Genomic DNA, 23,185 nt, shown 5'->3' with positions numbered 1-23,185 from the left:
CCGACGGCGCCAGCCTGGCGCTGGCGCTGGACGGCGCGCCCGAACTGGCCAGCCGCCGGCTGGAACTGGAGCGGCGCCAGGCCATCATCGGCGTGGAACGCAGCCGCCAGTATCCGGACCTGACCGTCAGCCTTGGCGGCAAGCGCGACAACGGTTCCGATCGCGGCACCATGCCCGTGGTGGGCATCGCGCTGCCATTGCCGCTGTTCGACCGCAACCAGGGCAATCTCTACGCCGCCAAGCGCCAGGCCGACAAGGCCGCCGACGAATACCGCGCCACCCAGGTGCGGCTGGCCGGAGAGCTGCAACAGGCGGCGCGCCAGCTCACTGTATCCCGCGCCTCGGCCGAGGCGCTCAGGAGCACCGTGCTGCCTGCGGCCCAGCAAGCCTTCGAGGCCGCCACGCGGGGCTTCGAGGCCGGCAAGTTCAATTTCCTCGACGTGCTCGACGCGCAGCGCACCTGGTTCCAGGCGCGTATCCGCTACCTCGGCGTGGTCGCCAGCGCCTACCAGGCCGCCACCACCATCGACCGCATTCTCGGCCGCTAGCGCCACAAGGAATTCCATCATGGCAATGAACAGCAAACAGAAAACCAGCATCGCCGTCATCCTGGCCGGCGGCGCTATCGCCGCGGCGGGACTGATTTTCGCCGGGCGCGGCAGCGGCGACGGCGCGGCAGAAGCCGCACCGGCAAGCGGCGCGCATCGCGAAGCCGCGGCCCACGGCGACGGCGAGCATCACGGCAGCCCGGCCGGCGCGGCGCATGACGACGCCCCCGCGCACGGCGACCATGAGCATCACGAGGCCGGAGGAAAGGAAGAGAAGGAAGGCCACGTCGAGATGACGCGCGAGCAGATCCAGGCGGCCGGCCTCACGCTGCGCGTGGCGGGCCCGGCACGCATCGAAGGCATGGTGTCCTTCCCCGGCGAGATCCGCTTCAACGAGGACCGCACCGCCCATGTGGTGCCGCGCGTGGCCGGCGTGGTGGAGGGCGTATCCGCCAACCTGGGCCAACAGGTGAAAAAGGGCGAGCTGCTGGCGGTGCTGGCCAGCACCGCGCTGTCGGACCAGCGCAGCGAACTGCTGGCCGCGCAAAAGCGCCTGGAACTGGCCGAATCCACCTTCCAGCGCGAGAAAAAGCTGTGGGAGGACAAGATCTCCGCCGAGCAGGACTACCTGGCGGCGCGCACCGCGCTGCAGGAGGCCCGCATCGCCACGCAGAATGCCACGCAGAAGCTGACCGCCATCGGCGCCAGCGGCAATGCCGGCAACGCCCGCGCGCTCAACCGGTTCGAGCTGCGCGCGCCCTTCGACGGCACCGTGGTGGAAAAGCACCTGGCGCTGGGCGAAGCCGTGGCGGCCGACGCCAACGTCTTCATCATCTCCGACCTCAGCACGGTATGGGCCGAGTTCGTGATCGCGCCCAAGGACCTGGATCGGGTGCGCGTGGGCGAAACGGTCAGGATCGCCTCCACCGCCTTCGACGGCAAGGCCGAGGGCAAGGTGTCCTACGTAGGTTCCCTGCTGGGCCAGCAAACGCGCACCGCCACTGCCCGCGTTACCCTGCCCAACCCCAAGATGGCATGGCGGCCGGGCCTTTTCGTTACCGTGGGCGTAACCGACTCCAGCGCCGAGGCAGCGGTGGTGATCGAAAGCGAAGCGCTGCAAAGCGACGGCGAGAAGCAGGTGGTGTTCGTTGCCGTGCCGGGCGGCTTCCAGGCGCAGCCGGTCAAGACCGGCCGCAGCGACGGCAAGCTGGTCGAGATTACCGAAGGCCTGAAGGCCGGCGCGCAATACGTGGCGGGCAACAGCTTCGTGATCAAGGCCGAGCTGGGCAAGGCCGGCGCCGAGCATAGCCACTGAGCGGAGACTCCATCATGTTCGAACGACTGATCCGCTTTGCCATCGAGCAGCGCTGGCTGGTGCTGCTGGCCGTGTGCGCCATGGCCGCGCTGGGCATCTACAACTACAGCCGCCTGCCCATCGACGCCGTACCCGACATCACCAATGTGCAGGTGCAGGTCAACACCTCGGCATCCGGCTATTCGCCGCTCGAAACCGAGCAGCGCGTCACCTACCCGATCGAAACCGCGATGTCCGGCCTGCCCGGCCTCGAGCAGACTCGCTCGCTATCGCGCTACGGCTTGTCGCAGGTGACGGTGATCTTCAAGGACGGCACCGATATCTACTTCGCGCGCCAGTTGGTCAACCAGCGCATCCAGGAGGCCGCGCAGAACCTGCCCGCCGGCGTCGCGCCCCAGATGGGCCCGATCTCGACCGGGCTCGGCGAGATCTACCTGTGGACGGTGGAAGCCGAGGACGGCGCGAAGAAGGCCGACGGCACGCCCTACACCCCCACCGACCTGCGCGAGATCCAGGACTGGGTCATCAAGCCGCAACTGCGCACCGTGCCCGGCGTCACCGAGATCAACTCCATCGGCGGTTTCGCCAAGGAGTACCTGGTGGCGCCCAGCCCGGAACGGCTGGCCTCCTATGGCCTGAGCCTGCAGGACGTGGTGGCCGCGCTGGAGAAGAACAACGCCAACGTGGGCGCAGGCTATATCGAACGGCGCGGCGAGCAGTACCTGGTGCGCGCGCCGGGGCAGGTCAGGTCCGTCGACGATATCCGCGAGATCATCGTCGGCAGCGCGCAAGGCCAGCCGATCCGCATCCGCGACCTGGCGGACGTGGGGATTGGCCGCGAGCTGCGCACCGGCGCCGCCACGGACAACGGCCGCGAGGTGGTGCTGGGCACGGTGTTCATGCTGATCGGCGAGAACAGCCGCGCCGTCTCGCAAGCGGTGGACCAGCGCATGGCGGCCATCAACCGCTCGCTGCCGGCCGGCGTCAAGGCCGTCACCGTGTACGACCGCACCGTGCTGGTGGACCGCGCCATCGCCACCGTCAAGAAGAACCTGGTCGAGGGCGCGATCCTGGTGATCGTGATCCTGTTCCTGTTCCTCGGCAACCTGCGCGCGGCCATCATCACCGCGCTGGTGATCCCGCTTTCCATGCTGTTCACCTTCACCGGCATGGTGACGTACAAGATCAGCGCCAACCTGATGAGCCTGGGCGCGCTGGACTTCGGCATCATCATCGACGGCGCCGTGGTGATCGTGGAGAACTGCGTGCGCCGCCTGGCCCACGCCCAGCATCAGCACGGCCGGCCGCTCACGCGCAGCGAACGCTTCCACGAAGTCTTTGCCGCCTCCAGGGAGGCACGCCGCGCGCTGATCTTCGGCCAGCTCATCATCATGATCGTCTACATCCCGATCTTTGCGCTGACCGGCGTGGAGGGCAAGATGTTCCATCCGATGGCGATGACGGTGGTGCTGGCGCTGATCGGCGCGATGATCCTGTCGGTGACCTTCGTGCCGGCGGCGGTGGCGCTGTTCATCGGCGACAAGGTGGCGGAGAAAGAGAACCGCCTGATGCTGTGGGCCAGGCGCGCCTATGCGCCGCTGCTGGGCAGGACCATTGCCAATACGCCGGTGGTGCTCACCTTTGCCGCCGTGGCGGTGCTGCTCAGCGGGCTGGTGGCGACGCGCCTTGGCAGCGAGTTCATCCCCAACCTGAACGAAGGCGACTTCGCCGTGCAGGCGCTGCGCATTCCCGGCACCAGCCTGACCCAGTCGCTGGCCATGCAGCAGCAGATCGAGACACGCCTGAAGGAGAGGTTTCCGGAGATCGAGCGCGTCTTCGCCCGCACCGGCACCGCGGAGATCGCCTCCGATCCGATGCCGCCCAATGCGTCCGACGGCTACATCATGCTCAAGCCCCGGGGCAAATGGCCCGACCCCGGCAAATCGCGCGAACAACTGCTGGCCGAGATGGAAGCCGAACTCGAGACCATCCCCGGCAACAAGTTCGAGTTCTCGCAGCCGATCCAGCTACGCTTCAACGAGCTGATCTCCGGGGTGCGCAGCGACGTTGCCGTGAAGATCTTCGGCGACGATAACGCGGTACTGGAAGACACGGCGCAAAAGGTCGCCGGCGTGCTGCAGGCCATCCCCGGCGCGGCGGAGGTCAAGATCGAGCAGACCAGCGGCCTCCCGGTGCTCACGGTGGACGTGGACCGCGCCCGCGCGGCGCGCTACGGGCTCAATATGACCGACGTGCAGGACACCGTTGCCATCGCCGTGGGCGGGCGCGACGCCGGCATCTTCTTCCAGGGCGACCGCCGCTTCAATATCGGCGTGCGGCTGCCCGAAGGCATCCGTGCCGATGTGGAAGCACTGCGGCGCCTGCCGATTCCCCTGCCGAAGGGCGCCGCCGCGCGCGGCGGCGAAGCCGCGCCCGCCAGCTATATCCCGCTGGGTGAAGTCGCAACCCTGACGCTCGCGCCCGGCCCCAACCAGGTCTCGCGCGAGAACGGCAAGCGCCGCATCGTGGTCAGCGCCAACGTGCGCGGGCGCGACGTGGGCACCTTCGTGCCCGAGGCCATGACAGCGCTCGATCGCCAGGTGAAGATTCCCACCGGTTACTGGGTCACCTGGGGCGGAACCTTCGAGCAGCTCCAGTCGGCCGCCACCAGGCTGCAGATCGTGGTGCCGGTGGCGCTGCTGATGGTGTTCGTGCTGCTGTTCGCCATGTTCGGCAACGTGCGCGACGGCTTGCTGGTCTTCACCGGCATCCCGTTCGCGCTGACCGGCGGCATCCTGGCGCTGTGGCTGCGCGGCATCCCGCTGTCGATCTCGGCGGCGGTGGGATTCATCGCGCTGTCGGGCGTCGCCGTGCTCAACGGGCTGGTGATGCTCTCCTTCATCCGCAGCCTGCGCGAGGAAGGCAAGCCGCTCGACGAAGCCATCCACACCGGCGCCCTGACCCGCCTGCGCCCGGTCCTGATGACCGCGCTGGTGGCCTCGCTCGGCTTTATCCCGATGGCCATTGCCACCGGGACCGGGGCCGAGGTGCAGCGGCCGCTCGCCACCGTGGTGATCGGGGGCATCCTGTCGTCCACGGCGCTGACCTTGCTGGTGCTGCCGGTGCTGTACCGGCTGGCGCACCGGCGGGATGAGGCCGGGGCCGGCGCGGAAGATGAAAGCGGCAACGAACCCCAGGCGGATAGCGCGGCCGTCGCACCGGTATTGCCAAACGGCTGACGCTGGCCGCAGTCGAGCCCGAAGGCGATTGCCGGGGCTTGCGGCTGCGGGACGGCTTGCCGCTCCCGCAGCCAAGGCGGCCTCGCCCTATTGCAGCCAGGAGCCGGGTGGCGCCAGCACGATTTCCACGCGGCGGTTCTTTGCGCGCCCGGCGGCGTTGTCATTGTCCGCAAGCGGCTGCGCGTCGGCGCGGCCGATCACCCGGATCCGGCCTGGCGCCACGCCACGGCTTTGCAGGTAACGCGCCACTGCCAGCGCGCGCGCTTCCGACAGCGCAAGATTCGAGAGCCGGCCCTCACGCACCGAAGGCGTGGCATCACTATGCCCGATCACCGTCACCGTGCCCGGACTGCCGGCAAGCTGCATCGCGACCTTATCCAGCAACGGCATCTGCGCCAGCGAAAGTTCGACTTTGCCGGTAGCGAAGGCCAGTTCATCATCGATGGCGATATGCAGGCGATCCTCCCGCAACAGCAAGCTCAACGCCCCAGGAGCGGTTTGCGCAGCCAGTTGCGCAGCGATACGTTGGATGGGGGCAAGCTCCAGCGCCGCGTTCAGCGCCATCAGGCTATCCACCTTCCTCGCCAAGTCCTTCTCGCTGACATATTGCCGGTACTGCAACAATGCCAGGCCGCCCGCGACAACAAGCGCCAGCACCATCCACATCAGGGTCCCGCGCCAGATGACGGTCTTTGCCCGTCTTTCGCGCAGCGGAGTCGGAACCTCGATATCCGTCCGGGACGGCATGAGCGGCAGGCGTGCGGGCTCATGCATTGGCATTGGCATTGGCATTGGCGGAGCCGATCGTGGCGCCGCGACCCGGCCCCCCAAGGGCACGCCTTGCTCATCGGCCAGTCCGCGCGCGGCGAGGTAGGACACCACCTGAAGCGCATCCGCATGCGCCCCCGGGTCTCCCAGCAGGCCGGCGATGAGTGCGCGGCAATGCCTGCCCGCGCCATGCTCGCCATAGCATTCCAGCAATAGGCCATGCTGCAGCCAGGCACCGCGCAGCCCGTTCGACCTGCCGGTCAGCCGGCTTCCGGCCTGGTCCAGCGCAGCGCACAGGCAGTAATGGACCACGTGCACCTCGTTGCGATCCAGTCCGGCCGCGGCCTGCTCGAACGCGCGCAGGCGTTCCCTGGCCTGGCTTTGCAAACGATCCAGCCGCGCTGCCGATTCCAGCGCCGGAACCAGTTCATCGAGCACGCACAGCACCGGCTGCGCCAGCCTCAGCAACTGCGAACTGCGCGCTTGCGCATCAACGTTGTTCATTTGCCACTCCCATTCCAGAACCGCGCTTGCCGTTGCCCACCTGTGCCGACTCCGCCCACAGGCCACCAATGAGCTGCCCCAGCATGGCTGCGTCACGCAGATGCACTACCCGGTCCGAACCTGCCTGCCAGCAGCACCCGGCCGTACCCGGCCGATACAGGGATGCCGGCCAGTCGACGCGTAAAGCCGCGGGGGTTCCCATGCCATAGCCCGGCCAGTCGGCGGGTATCGTCGCCACGACGCGATCCGCCATCCTGGCCGCAATGGCGGGCCAGGCCGGACGCGCAGGCAAGCGGTGCCGCTCCCAACTCGCCACCACCTCCCCGGCCAGCGGTTCCGCCACGGGCTGGCCCGCGTGCCGGGCGGCAATCTGCGCCACCCCGGACAGCCAGGCGGCCGGGGCACGCAGGTAAGGCGCCAGGCCGGCGGCATTGGCGCGCTGCCAGATCGCCATCGGATACGGCCGCCCCACCCTGTCGCGGGAAGCCACCAGCACGCCGAGCAGGAAGTCATGGCCGGGAAACGCCATGGGACGGGCGCCGAGCAGGAAATAGAGCGGTTCGCCAGCATGCCTGCCCGGCCGGCACGGCTGTCCGGCCGCCGCGCCGAACCATTGGCGCCATGCGTCCACCTGTGCCAGCGAAGCGTTGTGCCGGATGAAATCCCCCTGCGCCGGCACCTTGCCGAAAATGGACGGCGCGCTGATCACCCCGACCTCGCCGGACACTGGAAACCCTGCAACAACCCCGTCGTCCAGGGATTGGCAAGGCTCCCGGTGTTGATGTCCAGCGTTGCCTTGCGCCCATCGAAGTCGTATTCGGCGGAAAAATGGCTGGCACTTGCCGAACCCGCCAGCTTGCCCTTGGCAATGACACGCATCAGCGCCCACGGCCCGCTGGCGGAAAGCGTGGAAGTCTCCGGCCGAATCTTCGGGCTGGCGGCGAGTTCCGCCCCATGCCCGCCGCGCGGCCCGGGCCAGCTTACCTTCAGCGGCACCACGGGACCATGGACGTAGCGCTGGCTCTGCCCGTCGAAATCCAGATTCAGCTCGACGATTTCCGGGTCAAGCGCCACCACCTTCAGATCCACCTTCCACGCCATCCTGCTGGCGCCCGGCTCACGGAAGAACACCTCCCGGATCGCCTTGGCGCGCTGGAACGGCACCAGGCTCGGGCCGGCAAGCGGCGGCACATCGGGTGCGGACAGCGTGTAGCGCCAGGGCGAGATGGTGGTATCCACATGGGGTGCCAGCACCTTCTGGAAGAAGTCGTCCAGCACGCCGCCGGCGGCAAAGATGCGGGCAAAGTCATCCGGATCGACATCGCGCGCCGAGCCCGGGCTGAAAGGATATTTGCCATCGATGGCGCTGCGGCAGCTCTCGCCGATCACCGCATCCATGCGCGCGACGAGGATATCGCCCGCGCCCTTGTTGACGGCGCGCGTGCCCTGGACCACCAGATCGTTGAGCACCGCCTTGAACGGCGCCGGCAGCTTGGCGGCCTCCATGCGCAACTGCGCCCCCGCCTCGCTCGGCGGCGGCAGGTTGCGCGTCTGCAAAGCATTGCTGGCCACCACCAGCGTGGTGTAGTAGGCATTGACCATGCCGGCGATGGCATCGAGTTGCGGCTTGCCGGCCGCCGCCTGCGCCGCCGCACCGGCCTTCTGCGTATCGGCCTGCCCCGTCACCACCTCGCGCAGCGCGGCAAAGCGGTTGTCCACGGCCTCCCGTTCCTGGCGCCCCTCGGCGCGAGCCGCGAGACCGCCCAGGCCGGTCTTGCGCTCCAGCGCGGACAAGGCCTTGTCCGCCAGCGACTTATCCTCCGGCTCCAGCGTCTGGCTCAAGGTGGTCTCCCGCACCGCCGCACGACCCAGCCGCGCCAGCGGAGAATCGGGCGCCGCGAAGTTGCGCAGGATCTCCAGGTCGAATGCAAGGTTGTTGCCCGTCACCACGCGGATATCCCCAAGAAACGCTTCCCACCGGCTCGCGTACTCGTTCAGGTACAGGCGGCGGATTTCCTGGGTCAGCGGATCATTGCCGGCAAGCTCTTCCGACATGCCCTCAAGCGTTTTTTTTTGAGCGGCCGGCCTCGCTTCGCGCCCCATCACCCAGGCATCCAGCGCCTGTGCGACCGCCACGAACTCCGGCAGCCTCGCGTTGAACAACTCGTGATAGCCCGCATAAGTGAACAGGCCGGCGACTCCGCGCTCCAGCGGCTCATCGCTGGCACGCACGAACAAGGTGCCGGCCTGTGGCCCCACGGCCCGCATCAGCGTGAAATCCTGCGGCGCCTCGGCCGCCATCGCGGCCTTGGCCCTCTCGTACAGGCGCTCCGTCGAGGTATTGCCGTCCAGGAACGCCCTTGCCGAGTGGATCAGTTCTTCATTCCGGGCCGAGTTCGCCTGTACCGAGCGGCTGCCATCGAGCAAGGCCTCGAGCTGGCCGAGGATCGCCACGCGGCCGCCGGCGGCTTCCGCGCCGCCGCCCTTGGCCCAGTCGTCCTGGACCCAGTGCCAGACGTCGCGCGCGTTGAATTTGTCTTTCTCGTGGAGCATGAGGTAGACGCGCAGGGTGTCGTAGGTGCGTTTGGCGTCGCGCTGCGCCACCGCCGTCTGCAGGACGGCTTCGATCCGCTTCACCATATGCGGCACCAGCAGCCTGTCCTGAAGCCTTGCATGGACCTGGCTGGCCGCCGCAACCGGCAAGGGCGCCGCGTACATGCCGTAGCGCCATGGCAGCGCGGGCTCCGACAGCACGAGCCCTGGATATGCGGCCAGTTCGGAGCCCGCCGCCAGCACGGCTGGCATGGATTCGGCGCGCGGCGCTTTGACGTAGGCCGCATACTGCGTGATCAGCGCGCGCGCCTTGTCCGCCACCACGTGCAGGTAGTCGCTGTTGCGGCGCGTGCTTTCGACGAATGCCGCCAGGAGCCAGACGGCCAGCAGCGCGCCCATGACATGCGCTACCGTGCGCATCAGGCGGAAGCGGAACTCCCAGCGCAGGTTCGGGCGGACGAGGTGCGCCTCGGGCACCACCACGCGGTGAAAGACGTCGCGCAGGAAGTAGCTGCTGTTACCGGTCACGATCCGGGAGATCGCCGCTTCCCTGGCGTCGGCACCGGCGTCGGCCGCGCCCGCCGCCTGCTCGCTGCTACCCGTCGCCGACAGGAGGCGGTGGATCAGGTGGTCCGTGTCGGCTAGCGCCACCTCGCCGGTCTGGGCGGCGCTGGTGAAGTAGACGCCGCGCAGCATTGGCTTGTGCTGTGTGCCGTCGAAGCGGGAGTCGAGAAAAATCCGTTCCACCATCTCCATGGCCGGAACCGCCAGAAAGGAAAAGTCCTCGACCAGGCTGTGCATGGCTTGCATCTGCTGCGCGTCGAACGTCTCCAGGAGCCGGCGGTCCACCGTGCCCTCCACGCGGCGGACCAGCGCTTCCATCTGTGCCCGGCATTGCGCGGCAAGGTCCTGCGCATCCTCGCGCCGCCCGCCCTTGTTGCCGTACGGCAAGGTGAAACCCCAAGGCTGGGATTTGGCTTCGCTGGTCAGCGCACGGAAATACGGCTCGAACCCGGGAATGGTGTCGAGCTTGGTCACCACCACATAGATCGGGAAACGAATGCCAAGGTCCTGCCTGAGATCCTCGAGGCGCGCGCGAATGGCGGCAGCCTCCAGCGCCGCTTCCTCGGCAGAGTTGCTGAGAAGATCCTGCGCGCTGATGGTGACCAGCACGCCGTTGACGGGTGCGCGTGCGCGATACCGTTTCAACAAGCCGAGGAATCCCTTCCACTCCGCCGCATCGAGGTCCGGGCTGGACGCATGGCTGGTGTAGCGGCCCGCGGTGTCGATCAGCACTGCCTCATTGGTAAACCACCAGTCCGTGAATGCGGTGCCGCTGCGCGCGCCAGCAGCCTTGCCCATCTGCCCGGCGAGCGGAAACTGAAGGCCGGCATTGAGCAAGGCTGTGGTCTTGCCAACCCCGGCCGCGCCCACCGTCATGTACCAGGGAAGCTCATACAGATAGCGCCGCCCTTCAAACAGCCGGCCCAGGCCCGAGCCGGTGCGCATGCCCCGGAGCTGCGCCAGCGCGGCCAGAATGGCGTCGTTGAGCTGTGCGATCTCCGCTTTGGCGACCTGCTCCTTGCTCCCCTTGCCAAAACTGAGCAGCATCCTGACGAAGTGCTCCTCGGCCTGCGCCTTCCGCCATATCAGGAACAGCCAGTACGCAATGAATCCGAGTGCAATGACCGATATCAGCGTCACGCGGACCTCCACCGGCGCAAGCGGACGCCGCTCGCCAAAGGCGAACAGCGGCCCGGCATGCCAGATCAGCAGGCAGAGCGCCACCATGCCGACGACGGACACCGTAAAGCCCCGTAGCAGACACACTACCAGGCCCAGCAGCAACAGGATCACGGTCACCCTCATTCCTGCGCCGGCCAGCGGCTGCATGCCGCCGAACGCCAGCAGCGGCCCGACAAACCAGACTGCGGCGGCGGCCAGGAGCAATGCCACCAGCGCCAGCACGTACCGAGAGGCCAGCGCACCGGCCATCCGTTTCATGAATTCCATATCTTGATTTCCGTTCCTGCGCGACAGCCCTGCAGCCGCTGCCTGCGCGATTCGGGCGCGCCCGGGCGGTCACGCCCAAGCCTTGGTGGCCCATGCGGATAGCGCCGGTTACTGCGTCACCACGATCTCGACGCGCCGGTTCTGCGCGCGCGCTGCAGGCGTCCTGTTGTCCGTCAGCGGCGCCGTGTCGCCCCTGCCGATGGCCTCCAGGCGGCCCTTCGCCACGCCCCGGCCCGCCAGGTACTCGGTCACGGTAGCGGCGCGCTCCTCGGACAGGGCCTGGTTGGAAGGGAACTTCGCCGTGCGGATGGGCATGTTGTCGCTATGCCCGATCACCGTCACCTTGCCACTCACCTTGGCGATCTCGGCCGCCACCTTGTCCAGCAACGGCAGCATGCGCGCGCTGACTTCCGCCCTGCCACCGCCGAACATATCGTCGCCACGGAAGGTGACGGCGCTGCTCGTACTGTCCTCGCGCACGCTCACCACGCCGCGGGCGATCTCCGGCTTCAGCAGTTCGGCGAGCCGCAACGTCGCGCGCGGCTCGGGAGGCGCGGGAACATCCTTGCCGATGGAGAGGATCAACTGTTCAAGTGCGGCCGCCTTCTGCATCAGCTGATACTTGTTCCAGGAGAACACCCCGAACACGACCAGCGCCATCACCGACCAGCTGACCCAGACCGGCACCGTTCGCAACATGCCGAAGCGGCCCTCGGTCTCGCCTCGCCAGTGCGGCGATAGCTCGTGCGGCACATTGCCCCGCGCCGTGGCGATCAGGCCATACAACTGCTGACGCAGCGTCTCCAGGGTCCTGGGGCCGTCGGTCTGTCCCGCATAGCGCCCGACAAAGCCCAGCGAAATCAGCCGGTACATCAACTGGATCACGTCGATATGCTCGTTTGGCGTTTTAACCAGCCGCCCCATCAACTGGAACACCTTCACGCCGCCACCGGTATCGCCGTGCACTTGAATCAGCAGACTGTTGACCGCCCAGCCGGTGCCGCCCCAGGGCTGGCGGATCACCGCTTCATCCAGTGCCGTGCACAGGCTATAGCTCGCCGCGAGCATATGGTCGCGCCGGACATCGAGGCGCTCGCACACCGCCTGGAACTCCAGCACGGCCTCCACCAGCATGGTCTTCAGCGTCGCCTTCTGGTCCTGGCGCAGCAACGCAGGCAGGTCGGTCATCGCGCGCAGCAACGGCATCGCGGCAGCCAGCAGCGGGTTTTCCGACTTCAGGCAACGCTGCGCCCGCTCCTCCACGCTCCTGCGCGGAGGCAGCCTGGGCTTCGCTTTCGGCGCGGGCGTGGCGACTGGCGGCTCAGCCGTGGCCGTTGCGTCAGCGTCCTGCATTCCCAGCGCATCCGTGCCGCCTGTGGATCTCGGGTTTCCGTTCATTGCCGCACCCCCCAAAGCTCCATGCGCAAGTCGTCAAAGACCCCGGCAACGTGCAACGCCAGGCCGCCGTGGCGTGCCACCTGCTCCCACAAGGGATGGTCTTGCCTGAGCTCGAAATAGACATAGCCCGCGTGGTACGGAATCTGCCGGGGCGGCACGGGCAGGGATTGCAGCGGAATGCCCGGCAAGTGTGAACCGACCAGTTCGTTCAGCCGCTCCGACGGACCCAGCTTGGCTTGCGCCGGGAAGGTCTGCTGCAGCAGATCGGCCGGCATCCTGGCCGCTACCGCCAGCACGAACGCGCTGAACTGCGCGATCTCGCCTGGTTCCAGCACCGCCGCCCGCAGGCCGTGTCCCTGCTCCAGCAGCTCGATCTGCTGCGCAGCGCGCTCCAGCACCACATTGAGCAACATGCGCAGGTCATCCACCACGGGCTTCAGGCACAGGTGGGGTGTCCCATGCCGGTATGGCTTGTGCTTGAACGGCCGCCGTGTGTCGGTGCGGACAAAGGTGGACAACTCTCCTGCCAATGCCGTGAGATGCGCGTACAGCGCCTCGGGCGAAGCCGCCTGCGCCTCCAGCAGATGCGCGAGGATCGCGTCGTAGCGATTCAGCAATTGCAGGATCAGGTACTCCGATATTTCGGCGGCATCGCCACCCCTCGCCGTGGCGGCGGCCATCCGCTTTGCGGTCGCCTCGGCGCGCATTCGCAGCAGGCTGTGCAGTTCCGCGAGCCATGTCTGCAAGCGACTGCTGGCGGTGTACACGTTGACGGGTGGAATCAGTTCGGCATCCAGCCGCACGCTGCCGTCAGCCGCGATCTCCGTCACCCTCGCCAGCGGCAGGCCCAGCCATGCGTCGCCCAGCTCGTTCTCGCCCATCAGGCGCATGCGCAGGTCCGCCAACTGCACGAGCCTGGGTCCCTGCGCAATCGAGTTGACGTCCGGCAGGCTCTCGTCGAACACGCGGTAGCGCGCCAGCGAGTCGGCCGCGTCGGCAAAGTTCGTCTCCTCCGCATTCGGCGAGCGGATCGGCACCGCCAGGCAGATGATCCCGTTCAGGTGCTCATGGCGCACAGCCAGCGGCGCCGGCAAGCCGGCATGCGCGGGCGCGTCGAATGGAGTGCCATCCTGGAACAGGCCGGCCGCGGAAGACAGCACCAGTTTTCCCAGCGCGAGCGCTTCCGAATCGATGGCGAAATGATGGAATCCCCAGAAAAACGGCGTCAGCGGCGCGCTACGCTTGTGCGCGTAGTGCTCGATATAGCGTTCCTGTTGCTGGAATAGCTGCGGGCGCAAAAACAAGCCCTCGCTCCAGACCACTTTGTTATACCAGCTCATGCTCTTAATCCGGTTTGGAAACTGTAATGGCTTGCTGGTCCAGCAGCACCTGCAGCCTGACCTTGCGCGCCGGAATGGCCGCGCGATACCAAGCCGCTTCCGGCGCCGGCGGCAGCTTGTACACCAGCCGCCACGTTGCCTTTCCCAGATCCCGATAGCCCACCAGGACACCCAGCGCGGTGGTATCCGCGTTCAGCTTGCGTGTGATGGCGCGTTGCTCGCCCGGCCGCAGGATGAACTCGTCGCGCACCAGAAGGTCCTGCGTCAGCAACTGCCGGTCGGACTTGTCCAGCGAGAAATAATCGGCATTGGCGAACGCACTCTCCGTCTTGAGTTCATAGACGCGCACCAGCACCGGCGCCGCCTTGCCGGCCTCGTCGGGATTGACGGTGGGCCTGGCCTCCAGCGCCAGCTCCAGTTTCATCTGCTCCGGCTGCGCCGGCATGGTGGAACAGGCGCAAAGCAGCGCACAGGCGAGCGCCAGCCCAAGCGGGCGGACGGCGCCAGCCATCGTTCGTCCTGTCGGCAACGTCCGCACGCTCATCGGCTCACCCGCGCGGGTGCGGACCCGATCAGCACCGCGCCGCAGCGCGTTCTGTCGCCAGTTGCAGCGCCGTCTTCGCCATCGACTTTGAACAGGCCCATGACCTGTTCGATGACATTGGGCCCATGCAGCGGACAGCTCACCATATCTCCTCTGCGCGCAATGGGACGCCCATTGATCCTTCGATTGGGGGAGCCGGAGAGGATGACACCGCCATGGGTATGGAGATCGCCAACAGTGGCGATGGAATTGGACATATCGGTTTGACTCCGAGAAATTTGGCAAGCGGCGCCTGCCAGGGCTAAGCGTCAGGACATGGCGGCAATGGCTGGGCGGCGCGTCGGGCACTACTCGCACGGCTCCACCATGGCCAGCGCCCGCATAGGCCTGGCCACTTCGAAGAAGACGCCCAGGCCGTCATCGCCCAATGGCGGATTCACGCGTTGAACAAGCTGCTGGCATTGTTCGAGACCGGGTGCCTTGCTTTTGTCCATGCACGCTGCAATGACCGTTCGCATCTGCCCTTTCAGCTCTTCGTCCATGCCGATCGCGCCATAGCGTTGATCGACATCCGTACGCAGCGCCGGATGCACCTGGGCGCACCCCTCGGCGATGCCCAGCATGACCGCGATCGTCTTTACCGTCTGCAATTGGGCCTGCATCTGCAGTTCCTGCAGTTGGAAGGATGTGATATCGGCCCTGGCCTGCCCGGCAAACTGCAGGATCACCGCCACCGCAAGAAGCGGCTTGCATCGTCTGGGTTTCGTCATCGCCTGAATTCTCCTGTCTGGTTGCTTGTGGTTTCCAATGCGAGCGTGCAAGCGAGCGCGCGCGTCATGTCAATCCGTCCGCCTGCCGAACCACGGCAGGTACGCGCTCGTCCGGCCCCGCGCCCGCGGCCACGTCTTGACCGGCTCGCGCTTGACCCAGCCCGGCGGCGGCCCCACCAGCACCGACCATGCATCGCTGGGGTCCGTGGCGCTGGCCACCACCGCGCTGTTGCCCGTGTGGTCCACATAAGCCGTGGCCTGCGCCACGTTCACGCCGACGCTGGCGGCGCGGGCCGGGCCGACCATGTGCTCGGAGACGCTGCGAAAGTCCTTCAGCTGGTCCAGGTCCGGCCAGTGCTGATGCACCGCCGTGCGCAGGGGCGCGAGCAATGTGTTGACGTTGGCGTCCCGGCGATCCACGTCGTGATAGAGACGGCGCACCGGGTGCCCTGCCGGAGCCTGCTCCTGCGCGGTTTGCAGCAGGCCGGTCCACGCCCCGCCCGGCGTCGCCGCCTTGTGGCCGATGCCGCCCCGGTGCTGCTGCGGGGCGTAGAGCGCCGCCAGCGGCGTGTAGCCCCAGTCGGCGCTCGGGTGCGACAGGATCAGCAGTGCGGAGTTTTCATTGGTTTGCTTGCCCAGCGGGTAGTTGGGCGCGTCCATGGTGTACACCCACACCGTCTTCCGCGGGTTGGCGTTCAGGTAGGCGATGGCTTCCTTCAGGTCGTAGAAGCCCACCGTTTCCGCCCCCGCCTTCACCGTGACGTTCGGCACCTTGGCTTCCGGGTACAGCTTCAGGCTCATCGCCTCCGCTTCGCCGTAGATCTCGCTGGTGAACAGCCGCCGCGCTGCACGCAGGGTGAAGGTCGGGCGGCCGATTACCATTTCGTCGTCGTGTGGCAGCCCTCGCTCCGGCCGACCGCTATAGCCCATATACGTCTTGACCAGATAGTCATGCATGCGCGCATCAGCATGCTCCTCATTCTCCGCGAGAATTGCGGGGGCCGGCATGCCAAAGTCAACTTGTTCGGCCAAGCGATCACTGCCGTTACGATATCTGTCCTTCTCCGAGATATAGGTCGGCGTATCAATCCACGCGAGCGGTATGCCAGCAAACACCTGCACATCGGCAAAATCCGGCCGGTTGGTGCCCTTGCTGATGGAGTAGAAGTACTTGGAATTGACCGCGTAGTGGTAACCCAGTGCGTACAGCGGTGGACGGATCAGATACAGCAGCGGATGGTAGTAGGTCGGATTCGGATTGGAGTCCTTCCACACCGGATTGAAACCGTTGACCAGCGTTCCCGCCACATCGCCCAGCTTCAACTCCATACTGTCCGTGTCCGACGGATTGCGCTCCGCCAGGCCCTGGACCCAGAGCAGATTCCAGTGCGTAGGGTAGTCACGCCACAGCAACGGGTTGACCCACTGGATGCCCATCACATAGGCCACGGGCGCGTTCGGGCCGGTCGCGACGGCTGTGCGTGGCGCCAATGGATAAGGCGTCGGTTCGCGGTAGTACTTGGACATGGATTTTCCCGAGGCACAGGCACCCAGCGCCATGGCCATGACGGCAAGAGCGATGCGCGCAGCGGTCGCAATCAGGGGGCGGCTTCCCGGTGTCGGCATGCGTTGCTCCCCCTTAATCCATCCGCCTGCCGAACCACGGCAGGTACGCACTCGTCCGGCCCCGCGCCCGCGGCCACGTCTTGACCGGCTCGCGCTTGACCCAGCCCGGTGGCGGCCCCACCAGCACCGACCACGCATCGCTGGGGTCCGTGGCGCTGGCCACCACCGCGCTGTTACCTGTGTGGTCCACATAGGCCGTGGCCTGCGCCACGTTCACGCCGACGCTGGCGGCGCGGGCCGGGCCGACCATGTGCTCGGAGACGCTGCGGAAATCCTTCAACTGGTCCAGGTCCGGCCAGTGCTGATGCACCGCCGTGCGCAAGGGCGCGAGCAATGTGTTGACGTTGGCGTCCCGGCGATCCACGTCGTGATAGAGACGGCGCACCGGGTGCCCTGCCGGAGCCTGCTCCTGCGCGGTTTGCAGCAGGCCGGTCCACGCCCCGCCCGGCGTCGCCGCCTTGTGGCCGATGCCACCCCGGTGCTGCTGCGGGGCGTAGAGCGCCGCCAGCGGGGCGTAGCCCCAGTCGGCGCTCGGGTGCGACAGGATCAGCAGTGCGGAGTTTTCATTGGTTTGCTTGCCCAGCGGGTAGTTTGGCGCGTCCATGGTGTACACCCACACCGTCTTCCGCGGGTTGGCGTTCAGGTAGGCGATGGCTTCCTTCAGGTCGTAGAAGCCCACCGTTTCCGCCCCCGCCTTCATCGTGACGTTCGGCACCTTGGCTTCCGGGTAGGCCTCCAAGTCCATCGCCTCCGCTTCGCCGTAGATCTCGCTGGTGAACAGCCGCCGCGCTGCACGCAGGGTGAAGGTCGGGCGGCCGATTACCATTTCATCGTCGTGACCAAGTCCGCGCCGGGGCTCCCCATCATCCTCATACATCTTGACCAGGTAGTCATGCATGCGCGCATCGGCATGCTCCTCGTTCTCGGCCAGAATCGCCGGCGCCGGCATGCCAAGGCGAATATGCTGTGCCAACCGGTCACTGCCGTTACGATATCTGTTCTTCTCCGAGATATAGGTCGGCGTATCAATCCACGCGAGCGGTATGCCAGCAAACACCTGCACATCAGCAAAATCTGGCCGGTTGGTGCCCTTGCTGATGGAATAGAAGTACTTGGAGTTGACCGCGTAGTGGTAACCCAGCGCGTACAGTGGCGGGCGGATCAGGTCCAGTAGCGGGTGGTAATAGGTCGGGTTGGGATTGGAGTCCTGCCACACCGCTTCAAAGGGATCTACTAGATTCCCCACCACATCCCCCAGTTTCAGTTCCATGTTGTCCGTGTCCGACGGATTGCGCTCCGCCATGCCCTGTACCCACAGCAGATTCCAGTGAGTGGGGTAGTCGCGCCACAGCAACGGATTGACCCACTGGATGCCCATCACGTAGGCCACGGGTGCGTTCGGGCCGGTTGCGACGGCTGTGCGCGGCGCTAACGGATACGGCGTCGGTTCGCGGTAGTACTTGGACATGGATTTTCCGGAAAAACAAGCGGTGAGAAGGATTGCAGCCACGGCTACGGCTACAACAGCTAGCCCGCAGGACGTGGTGCGACGAAGGTCTAGATTTTTGGTCATTGGCGTTCGCGCCCGAAGATGGGGTCATGCTCGGTAGGCCGCTGCACGTGGTACTTGGCGGGCGTTTGCGAGAACTTGGTATCGGCGCGCTCTGTGTCGATGCCGATTGTCCCGGGAACCTCAACCTTGTAGTCGTCCCGTTTCTCCAACCTGTCACCCGCGATCCTTCCCGTCCCGTAGTACCAACTCCACTCCTTCATATCCTCGTCCTTCGAATTGCAGTACCGCCAATCCGCAAACCGCCGCAGCCAGTTCATCTGCTCCCTCGGCATCATGCAGACGCCCACATTCACGTCATAGGCCAGCACCCGCTCGCTGTGCTCCGCATTGGTCAGGATGGTGGAATGGTTGGTGGCATTCAGATCCCTGGCCTCCCGCAGGAAATACCTCCGTTTCTCCGCGTCGAATTCACGGAACGCTTCGAAGCGCGCATCGGAGAGATCGCCGTCCTTGTGCATTTGCCCAATCGCCTCCTCGTGCGGATCGCCGGCCTTGCGGCGCGCCAGCTGGCGTACGCCGGCGTTGTGCTCGTAGCGCAGCGCGGCTTCGCTCTCGTACGCCGCATCGCCCTGCCCTTTCTCGCGATGGGCGTCGTACACGTCGTTGCTGCGTCCGGCGGGGTTGAGCGCATCGGTGTGGGATTCCGGGCCCTGGTTGAATACCCCGCTGACGGTGCCGGCCTTGGGCACTTGGCCGTCATCCGCCGGCTGCTGCCCGGTGGGGTCTTCCTGGGCGTGATACAGGCGGATGGTGCGCGGCTCGATGGGATTGGGCACCGCCGGCGCGTTGACATTGACCTTCCAGCCCTTCGGCGGATCGGCGTTGACGGGAATGAAGCCATACTTGCCCATGGTCAGCAGATGCACGGCGCCAAAAGTCAGCTGATAGAGGCCGCCAAGGATCGTCGCCCCGACTTTTCCGCCCAGGCTCTTCCGCTCGTCGTCCCATACCCGCCTCACGTGAAAGCGCAGCGCCAGCGGCTTGCGGAACCAGAAGCGGCCGGCACCCTGGATCGGGGACGCGGCGCCGGGAATGCCCTGGTTGTAGTAGCAGAACACGCCGGGCTTGTCGCCGACCTTGAAGGCCGGCTTCTTGGGATCGCCCTGCGCCCAGATGCGCTGGAACAGCACCCCTTCCGCGTGGCTGAAGGCAAAGGGCGGCTCCCCCCGCGTACCCGCGGCGGACTTCATGTCGTCGTCCGTGCTGGCCAGCACCTCGGGAGACAAGCCAAGCCACCCCAGCCCCAGCACCGTGGACACGGAGATCACCTGGTCGTGCGGGTTCGCATAGAGGAAGACACGCTTCTGCGTGGGGTATTGCGCGCGGTCCTCGACCGCGTCCCATGGCGGCCTGGCCTTGACATTGCTCATCAGGCCGTTGACGCAGGCCGGGCTGGCGTGATTGCACTCCTGCTTGCCCACGATCTCGAAGAATTTGTCGAGGGTCTGGCGCCGCGCATGGACGGTCACCCGGCCCAGGTCGTTCTCGGCATCGAACTGGACAAAGTTGTCGGCGGCGCTGGCCAGCACGCTGTAGGGCGGATTGGCCAGCACATAGGTGTCGGCCACCCCCTTGCCGCCGAACTTGTGCTTGCCGATGAACGCCGAGGCCATGCCGACCATATTGCCCTGGCTGTGGCACACCACGGTCACCGGGCATGCCTTGCCGTTCTCCTTCTCATGCTTTTGCCGGATATGCGCCACCAGCGCCGCCAGGCGCCAGGCGGCGTGGGCGCCGTAGTGGCGCGCCGGGCAGTTGTAGACGAGACGGCTCGTCTCGGTGTTCAGGTACTCGACCTGCAGGCCCGCGAAGATGTCGGTGATCGTGCCGTTGCTCCACAGATCCGGCAAGGCGCTGCAGCCATTGGCGAAGGGGCCGCCGCCCCAGGCGTTGTTCTCGTCGAGCAGGATATCGGGGCCGACATTCTTCAAGTCGGCTTTGGCGGCGGTATAGCCCCACCGGAAGCGGATGACCGGACTGTTCTCCTCCCGGCTGACAAAGGCATCGGCGCCGACCCGGGTCAGGTAGCCTTGCGGCGTCAGCTCCGGGCTGTATTCCGCGGATTGCAGCAGGCCGCCCACGTCCCAGCGGTCGTCGGGGTCGGCGGATGTCCGCTTGAGCCGTTGGTTCAGGCCCTTGCATAGCCCCTCCTCGCTCGCCGCGAACCATTCGCCCATGGAGTTGACCCCGTGCACGAAGATGATGATGCCCGGCAGCGCGTTGAACTCGACCCTGCGGCAGTGCTTGGCCGGCGTATAGATATCCGTGGCGCTGGCGATGACGCCGGCGCGCGGATTGAAATAGGTGGATACGCTCATGTCTGTCTGGCTTCCTTGTTCAAGCAATCACGTGGTCATGGGGGCTGCGCTCAGAAGAGCTTCGGGCGGCGGAAGTGCGCCGTCACGGCTTCAATCCGATCCGCGCTGTCCAGCGGCGTCTTCCCGCTGCCATCGACTTCGCCTTCGGCCGCGCTGCCGTCCGCCCGCAGGAGCGAGTACGGCACGTTGGCAATGGGCTCGCCATCGGCCTTGCGCACGAACTGGAACGCCCGGCCGGCGTCGCCGCTGGAGAATTGCGGCAGCGGCCCGGTCAGGCTGGCCGGGCCCAGCATGTCGTAGTCCGCGGTGTGCAGCAGCACGCCGCTGGGGCCGAAGATCTCCACCTTGCCGCCGCCGATGCGGATGCCCGCGCCGTCGGCGGTCATCAGGACGATGTTCTTGCCTGCGTTGAACACCAGATCGCCCGTGGTCGACGTGAAGACGGCGTCGCCATGCGCATTGAGGGTGATGCCCGCCTTCTGAGCCTGCAGGAGCAGTTCGCCCCGGTGGGCAATGGCGCGCAGGTCCCCGCCATGCGCAAACAGGCCGATGCCCGTGCCGGCGTTGACCACAAACTTCTGCCCGGCGGTCAGCTGCTGGTTGAGTTTGGCGACCGTGTCGAGATGCTTGCCCGCATAGGTGGTGAGCGCCTTGGGCGTGGCAACGGCAATGCCGGCCGGCGCGTACGCCGCCAGCACCGGTTGCCCGCCCGCGCCGGGGGCGTCCTTGTGGTTGTTGGCGCCCGCGTCCCATTCCTTGACGGCCTTGGCCAGCGCCTCCTGCGGACCGGCGTCGGTGCCGTGCCCTTCGTGGGCCGCGCCGTACTCGCCCAATGATCTGGCGGTCTCATGCGCGGTGCCCATGCAGTCGATCAGGCCGGCGCGATCCAGGTGGCCGCCCTTGGCGCCGTCCTGCGGGTCAGCGCTCAACAGCAGGCCCTTGCCGCCGCGCACGGCGCCTTGCCCGTCGGTGCGCAGGTCGAAGCCCTCGCCGCGCTTGTCCTGCCGCCCCGCGTTGCCGAAGATCCCCGTCAGGTAGCCCACGCTGAGCTGCGATGTCTGGTGATCGGACGCTATCTGCGCCTGGATCTGCTCCTTGCTGTCATCCACCAGCACGTGGCCCGAGCGTTGCCCGAACAGCTCCTTGCCGCGGAAGCCGGACAGCGCGTGCTGCCCCGGCAACGCCCACGGCGGCATATTGAGCTGGTTGGTCACCCTGCCCACGATAAAGGGGCGGTCGGCATCTCCGTTGAGAAAGCCCACCAGCACTTCCTCGCCGATACGCGGGATATGCATCGCGCCGTACTGGTTGCCGGACCACCCGTTGACAGTGCGGACCCACGGCGAGCTATGTTCGTTCCGCCGACCGTAGCGGTCCCATTCGAGCTGGACCTTGACGCTGCCGTATTCGTTGCACCACACCTCCTGGTCCTTGGGCCCGGTGACCACCGCACGCACCAGGCCACCGATGCGCGGCTTCTCCACGGTACGTGGCGGGCGGAAGACTTCGTCGGTGGGGTGGGCGTCGAACTCCACCCGGCAGCGATAGCGCTGCTTGCTGCCGGCCTCGCCGCCGTTGTCTTCCAGGTCGAGCGAGGCGCTGGTGACCAGGTGCTCGCGATTGAGCGCTGCATTGGGGTGGTTGACGAGGGTAAAGGTGCAGCCTGGCACCACGCCGCGCAGGGCACCCACCCCGCGCGCGCGCCGGCCGCGGGCGCGCCGCTCCTCCATGCGGATGCGGGCGCGCCGGTCGCCGTCCTGGCGCGCCGTATAGTCACCGGGATACTCATAGCGCTCAAATTCCGCATGGCCGGTATCGCGCGGCTGGCTGTTGGCTTCGGTCAGGTTGGCGCGGGGCTGGCGGAAATCGTAGTCATTGAGGGTGACCTTGCCGGTGCGCAGCCGGTTGACCGGCTCGAAGCGATAGAGGTGTTCCTCGTCGATCTTGAAGCCCTGCGGATACACGGCAAGGGTGTGGTAGGCGCTGCTATGGAAGCGGCGGTAGGCCCCCAGCTCCGACACCAGCACCAGGCGGTGGTGTCCCCCGTCATGCTCGAAGAAGTAGCTGATCCCGTACTCTTCGGTCAGGCGCTGCACGAAGCGCGCATCGGACTCACCGGCCTGCACTTCCCATTCGAGCTTGGGATAGGCGGCAATGTCCAGGCGCTTGTCCACGGAAAACGCGTAGCGCTCGAAGACGTCGTCCAGGATGTCGAGGACGGTCTTGTTCTGGAAGGGCTTCCAGTCCTGGTTGAGCGTACCCAGCCAGAGCCAGGGGCGCAGGGTGAAGCGGTACAGGCGCCGGTCGTCGGCACGCTCGATCTGCTCCACTTCGGCGATCACGCCGGTGATCTCCCGGTGCCCCGCCCCCATGCCGCCCGCCAGCCCGGTGCCCCTGCCTTCCAGCTGGATCGATACCGTCATCTCAAGACCGAGCATGGCGTCCGGATCGGCCTCGGCCAGCGCCTGTTCCGCCGCGGAGGAGACGGCACGCAGGTACACGTCATAGGTGAACAGTTCGCTCAGTGCTTCCTTGCCGCAGACGCGCACGAACTCCAGCTGCGGTACGCCCAGCAGATCGGGGATGGCGGCGCTGGCGACCGAGACGGTGGCCGATCGGCGCAGAGCGATGGCGGACGCTGGATTGGGCCTGGACATCTTTTGCTCCGTTCAGAGG

General features: G+C 66.6%; 15 protein-coding genes. 3 read left to right on the top strand and 12 right to left on the bottom strand.

Features of this window, described 5'->3' with window-relative positions:
- The 3 genes from P3W85_RS13000 to P3W85_RS12990 all read left to right on the top strand — a co-directional run.
- Positions 1-548 (top strand): TolC family protein (locus P3W85_RS13000; RefSeq protein WP_276265083.1); only part of this gene is annotated, 548 nt, incomplete at its 5' end.
- 19 nt (positions 549-567) lie between these two features.
- Entirely contained in the window at positions 568-1,863 is a 1,296-nt protein-coding gene (locus P3W85_RS12995; RefSeq protein WP_276265082.1) for an efflux RND transporter periplasmic adaptor subunit, read from the top strand.
- A gap of 14 nt (positions 1,864-1,877) precedes the next feature.
- The gene (locus tag P3W85_RS12990; RefSeq protein ID WP_276265081.1) at positions 1,878-5,102 is read left to right on the top strand and encodes a CusA/CzcA family heavy metal efflux RND transporter; all 3,225 of its coding nucleotides are present in this window, start codon (positions 1,878-1,880) and stop codon (positions 5,100-5,102) included.
- Positions 5,103-5,189: 87 nt separating this feature from the next.
- On the opposite strand, the gene P3W85_RS12985 is transcribed toward P3W85_RS12990, so the two are convergent.
- The 12 genes from P3W85_RS12985 to P3W85_RS12930 all read right to left on the bottom strand — a co-directional run bounded on the left by P3W85_RS12985 (position 5,190) and on the right by P3W85_RS12930 (position 23,166).
- Entirely contained in the window at positions 5,190-6,374 is a 1,185-nt protein-coding gene (locus P3W85_RS12985; protein ID WP_276265080.1) for an OmpA family protein, read from the bottom strand.
- Positions 6,361-7,101 carry a type VI secretion system-associated protein TagF gene (gene tagF / locus P3W85_RS12980; RefSeq protein WP_276265079.1) on the bottom strand — a complete coding sequence of 247 codons (741 nt, stop codon included), beginning with the start codon at positions 7,099-7,101 and terminating at the stop codon, positions 6,361-6,363. The genes P3W85_RS12985 and tagF overlap by 14 nt, the downstream gene beginning before the upstream one ends.
- Positions 7,080-10,940 carry a type VI secretion system membrane subunit TssM gene (tssM, locus tag P3W85_RS12975; protein ID WP_276265078.1) on the bottom strand — a complete coding sequence of 1,287 codons (3,861 nt, stop codon included), beginning with the start codon at positions 10,938-10,940 and terminating at the stop codon, positions 7,080-7,082. Before tssM ends, tagF begins: the two co-directional genes overlap by 22 nt.
- Before the next feature lie 108 nt (positions 10,941-11,048).
- Entirely contained in the window at positions 11,049-12,293 is a 1,245-nt protein-coding gene (gene tssL, locus P3W85_RS12970; protein ID WP_017230929.1) for a type VI secretion system protein TssL, long form, read from the bottom strand.
- Between the two features lie 41 nt (positions 12,294-12,334).
- On the bottom strand, positions 12,335-13,678 hold the full coding sequence (tssK, locus tag P3W85_RS12965) for a type VI secretion system baseplate subunit TssK (protein WP_017230928.1): 1,344 nt from the start codon (positions 13,676-13,678) through the stop codon (positions 12,335-12,337).
- Positions 13,679-13,682: 4 nt separating this feature from the next.
- On the bottom strand, positions 13,683-14,189 hold the full coding sequence (gene tssJ, locus P3W85_RS12960) for a type VI secretion system lipoprotein TssJ (RefSeq protein ID WP_276265077.1): 507 nt from the start codon (positions 14,187-14,189) through the stop codon (positions 13,683-13,685).
- A 29-nt stretch (positions 14,190-14,218) separates the two neighbouring features.
- Entirely contained in the window at positions 14,219-14,479 is a 261-nt protein-coding gene (locus tag P3W85_RS12955) for a PAAR domain-containing protein (RefSeq protein ID WP_035818270.1), read from the bottom strand.
- Between the two features lie 90 nt (positions 14,480-14,569).
- Entirely contained in the window at positions 14,570-14,956 is a 387-nt protein-coding gene (locus P3W85_RS12950) for a hypothetical protein (protein WP_276265076.1), read from the bottom strand.
- Between the two features lie 105 nt (positions 14,957-15,061).
- Entirely contained in the window at positions 15,062-16,552 is a 1,491-nt protein-coding gene (locus tag P3W85_RS12945) for a hypothetical protein (RefSeq protein WP_276265075.1), read from the bottom strand.
- Between the two features lie 79 nt (positions 16,553-16,631).
- Positions 16,632-18,086, bottom strand: a complete 1,455-nt coding sequence (locus tag P3W85_RS12940; RefSeq protein WP_276265074.1) for a hypothetical protein — start codon at positions 18,084-18,086, stop codon at positions 16,632-16,634.
- Between the two features lie 101 nt (positions 18,087-18,187).
- Positions 18,188-20,509, bottom strand: coding sequence for a T6SS effector phospholipase Tle3 domain-containing protein (locus tag P3W85_RS12935; protein ID WP_276265073.1), 2,322 nt, complete (start codon positions 20,507-20,509; stop codon positions 18,188-18,190).
- A gap of 50 nt (positions 20,510-20,559) precedes the next feature.
- Positions 20,560-23,166, bottom strand: a complete 2,607-nt coding sequence (locus tag P3W85_RS12930) for a type VI secretion system Vgr family protein (protein WP_276265072.1) — start codon at positions 23,164-23,166, stop codon at positions 20,560-20,562.
- Positions 23,167-23,185 lie beyond the last annotated feature (19 nt).

The sequence above is a fragment of the Cupriavidus basilensis genome (assembly GCF_029335485.1).
Taxonomy (GTDB): Bacteria; Pseudomonadota; Gammaproteobacteria; order Burkholderiales; family Burkholderiaceae; genus Cupriavidus; species Cupriavidus basilensis_E.
This window is presented reverse-complemented; position numbering and strand designations above follow the sequence as displayed.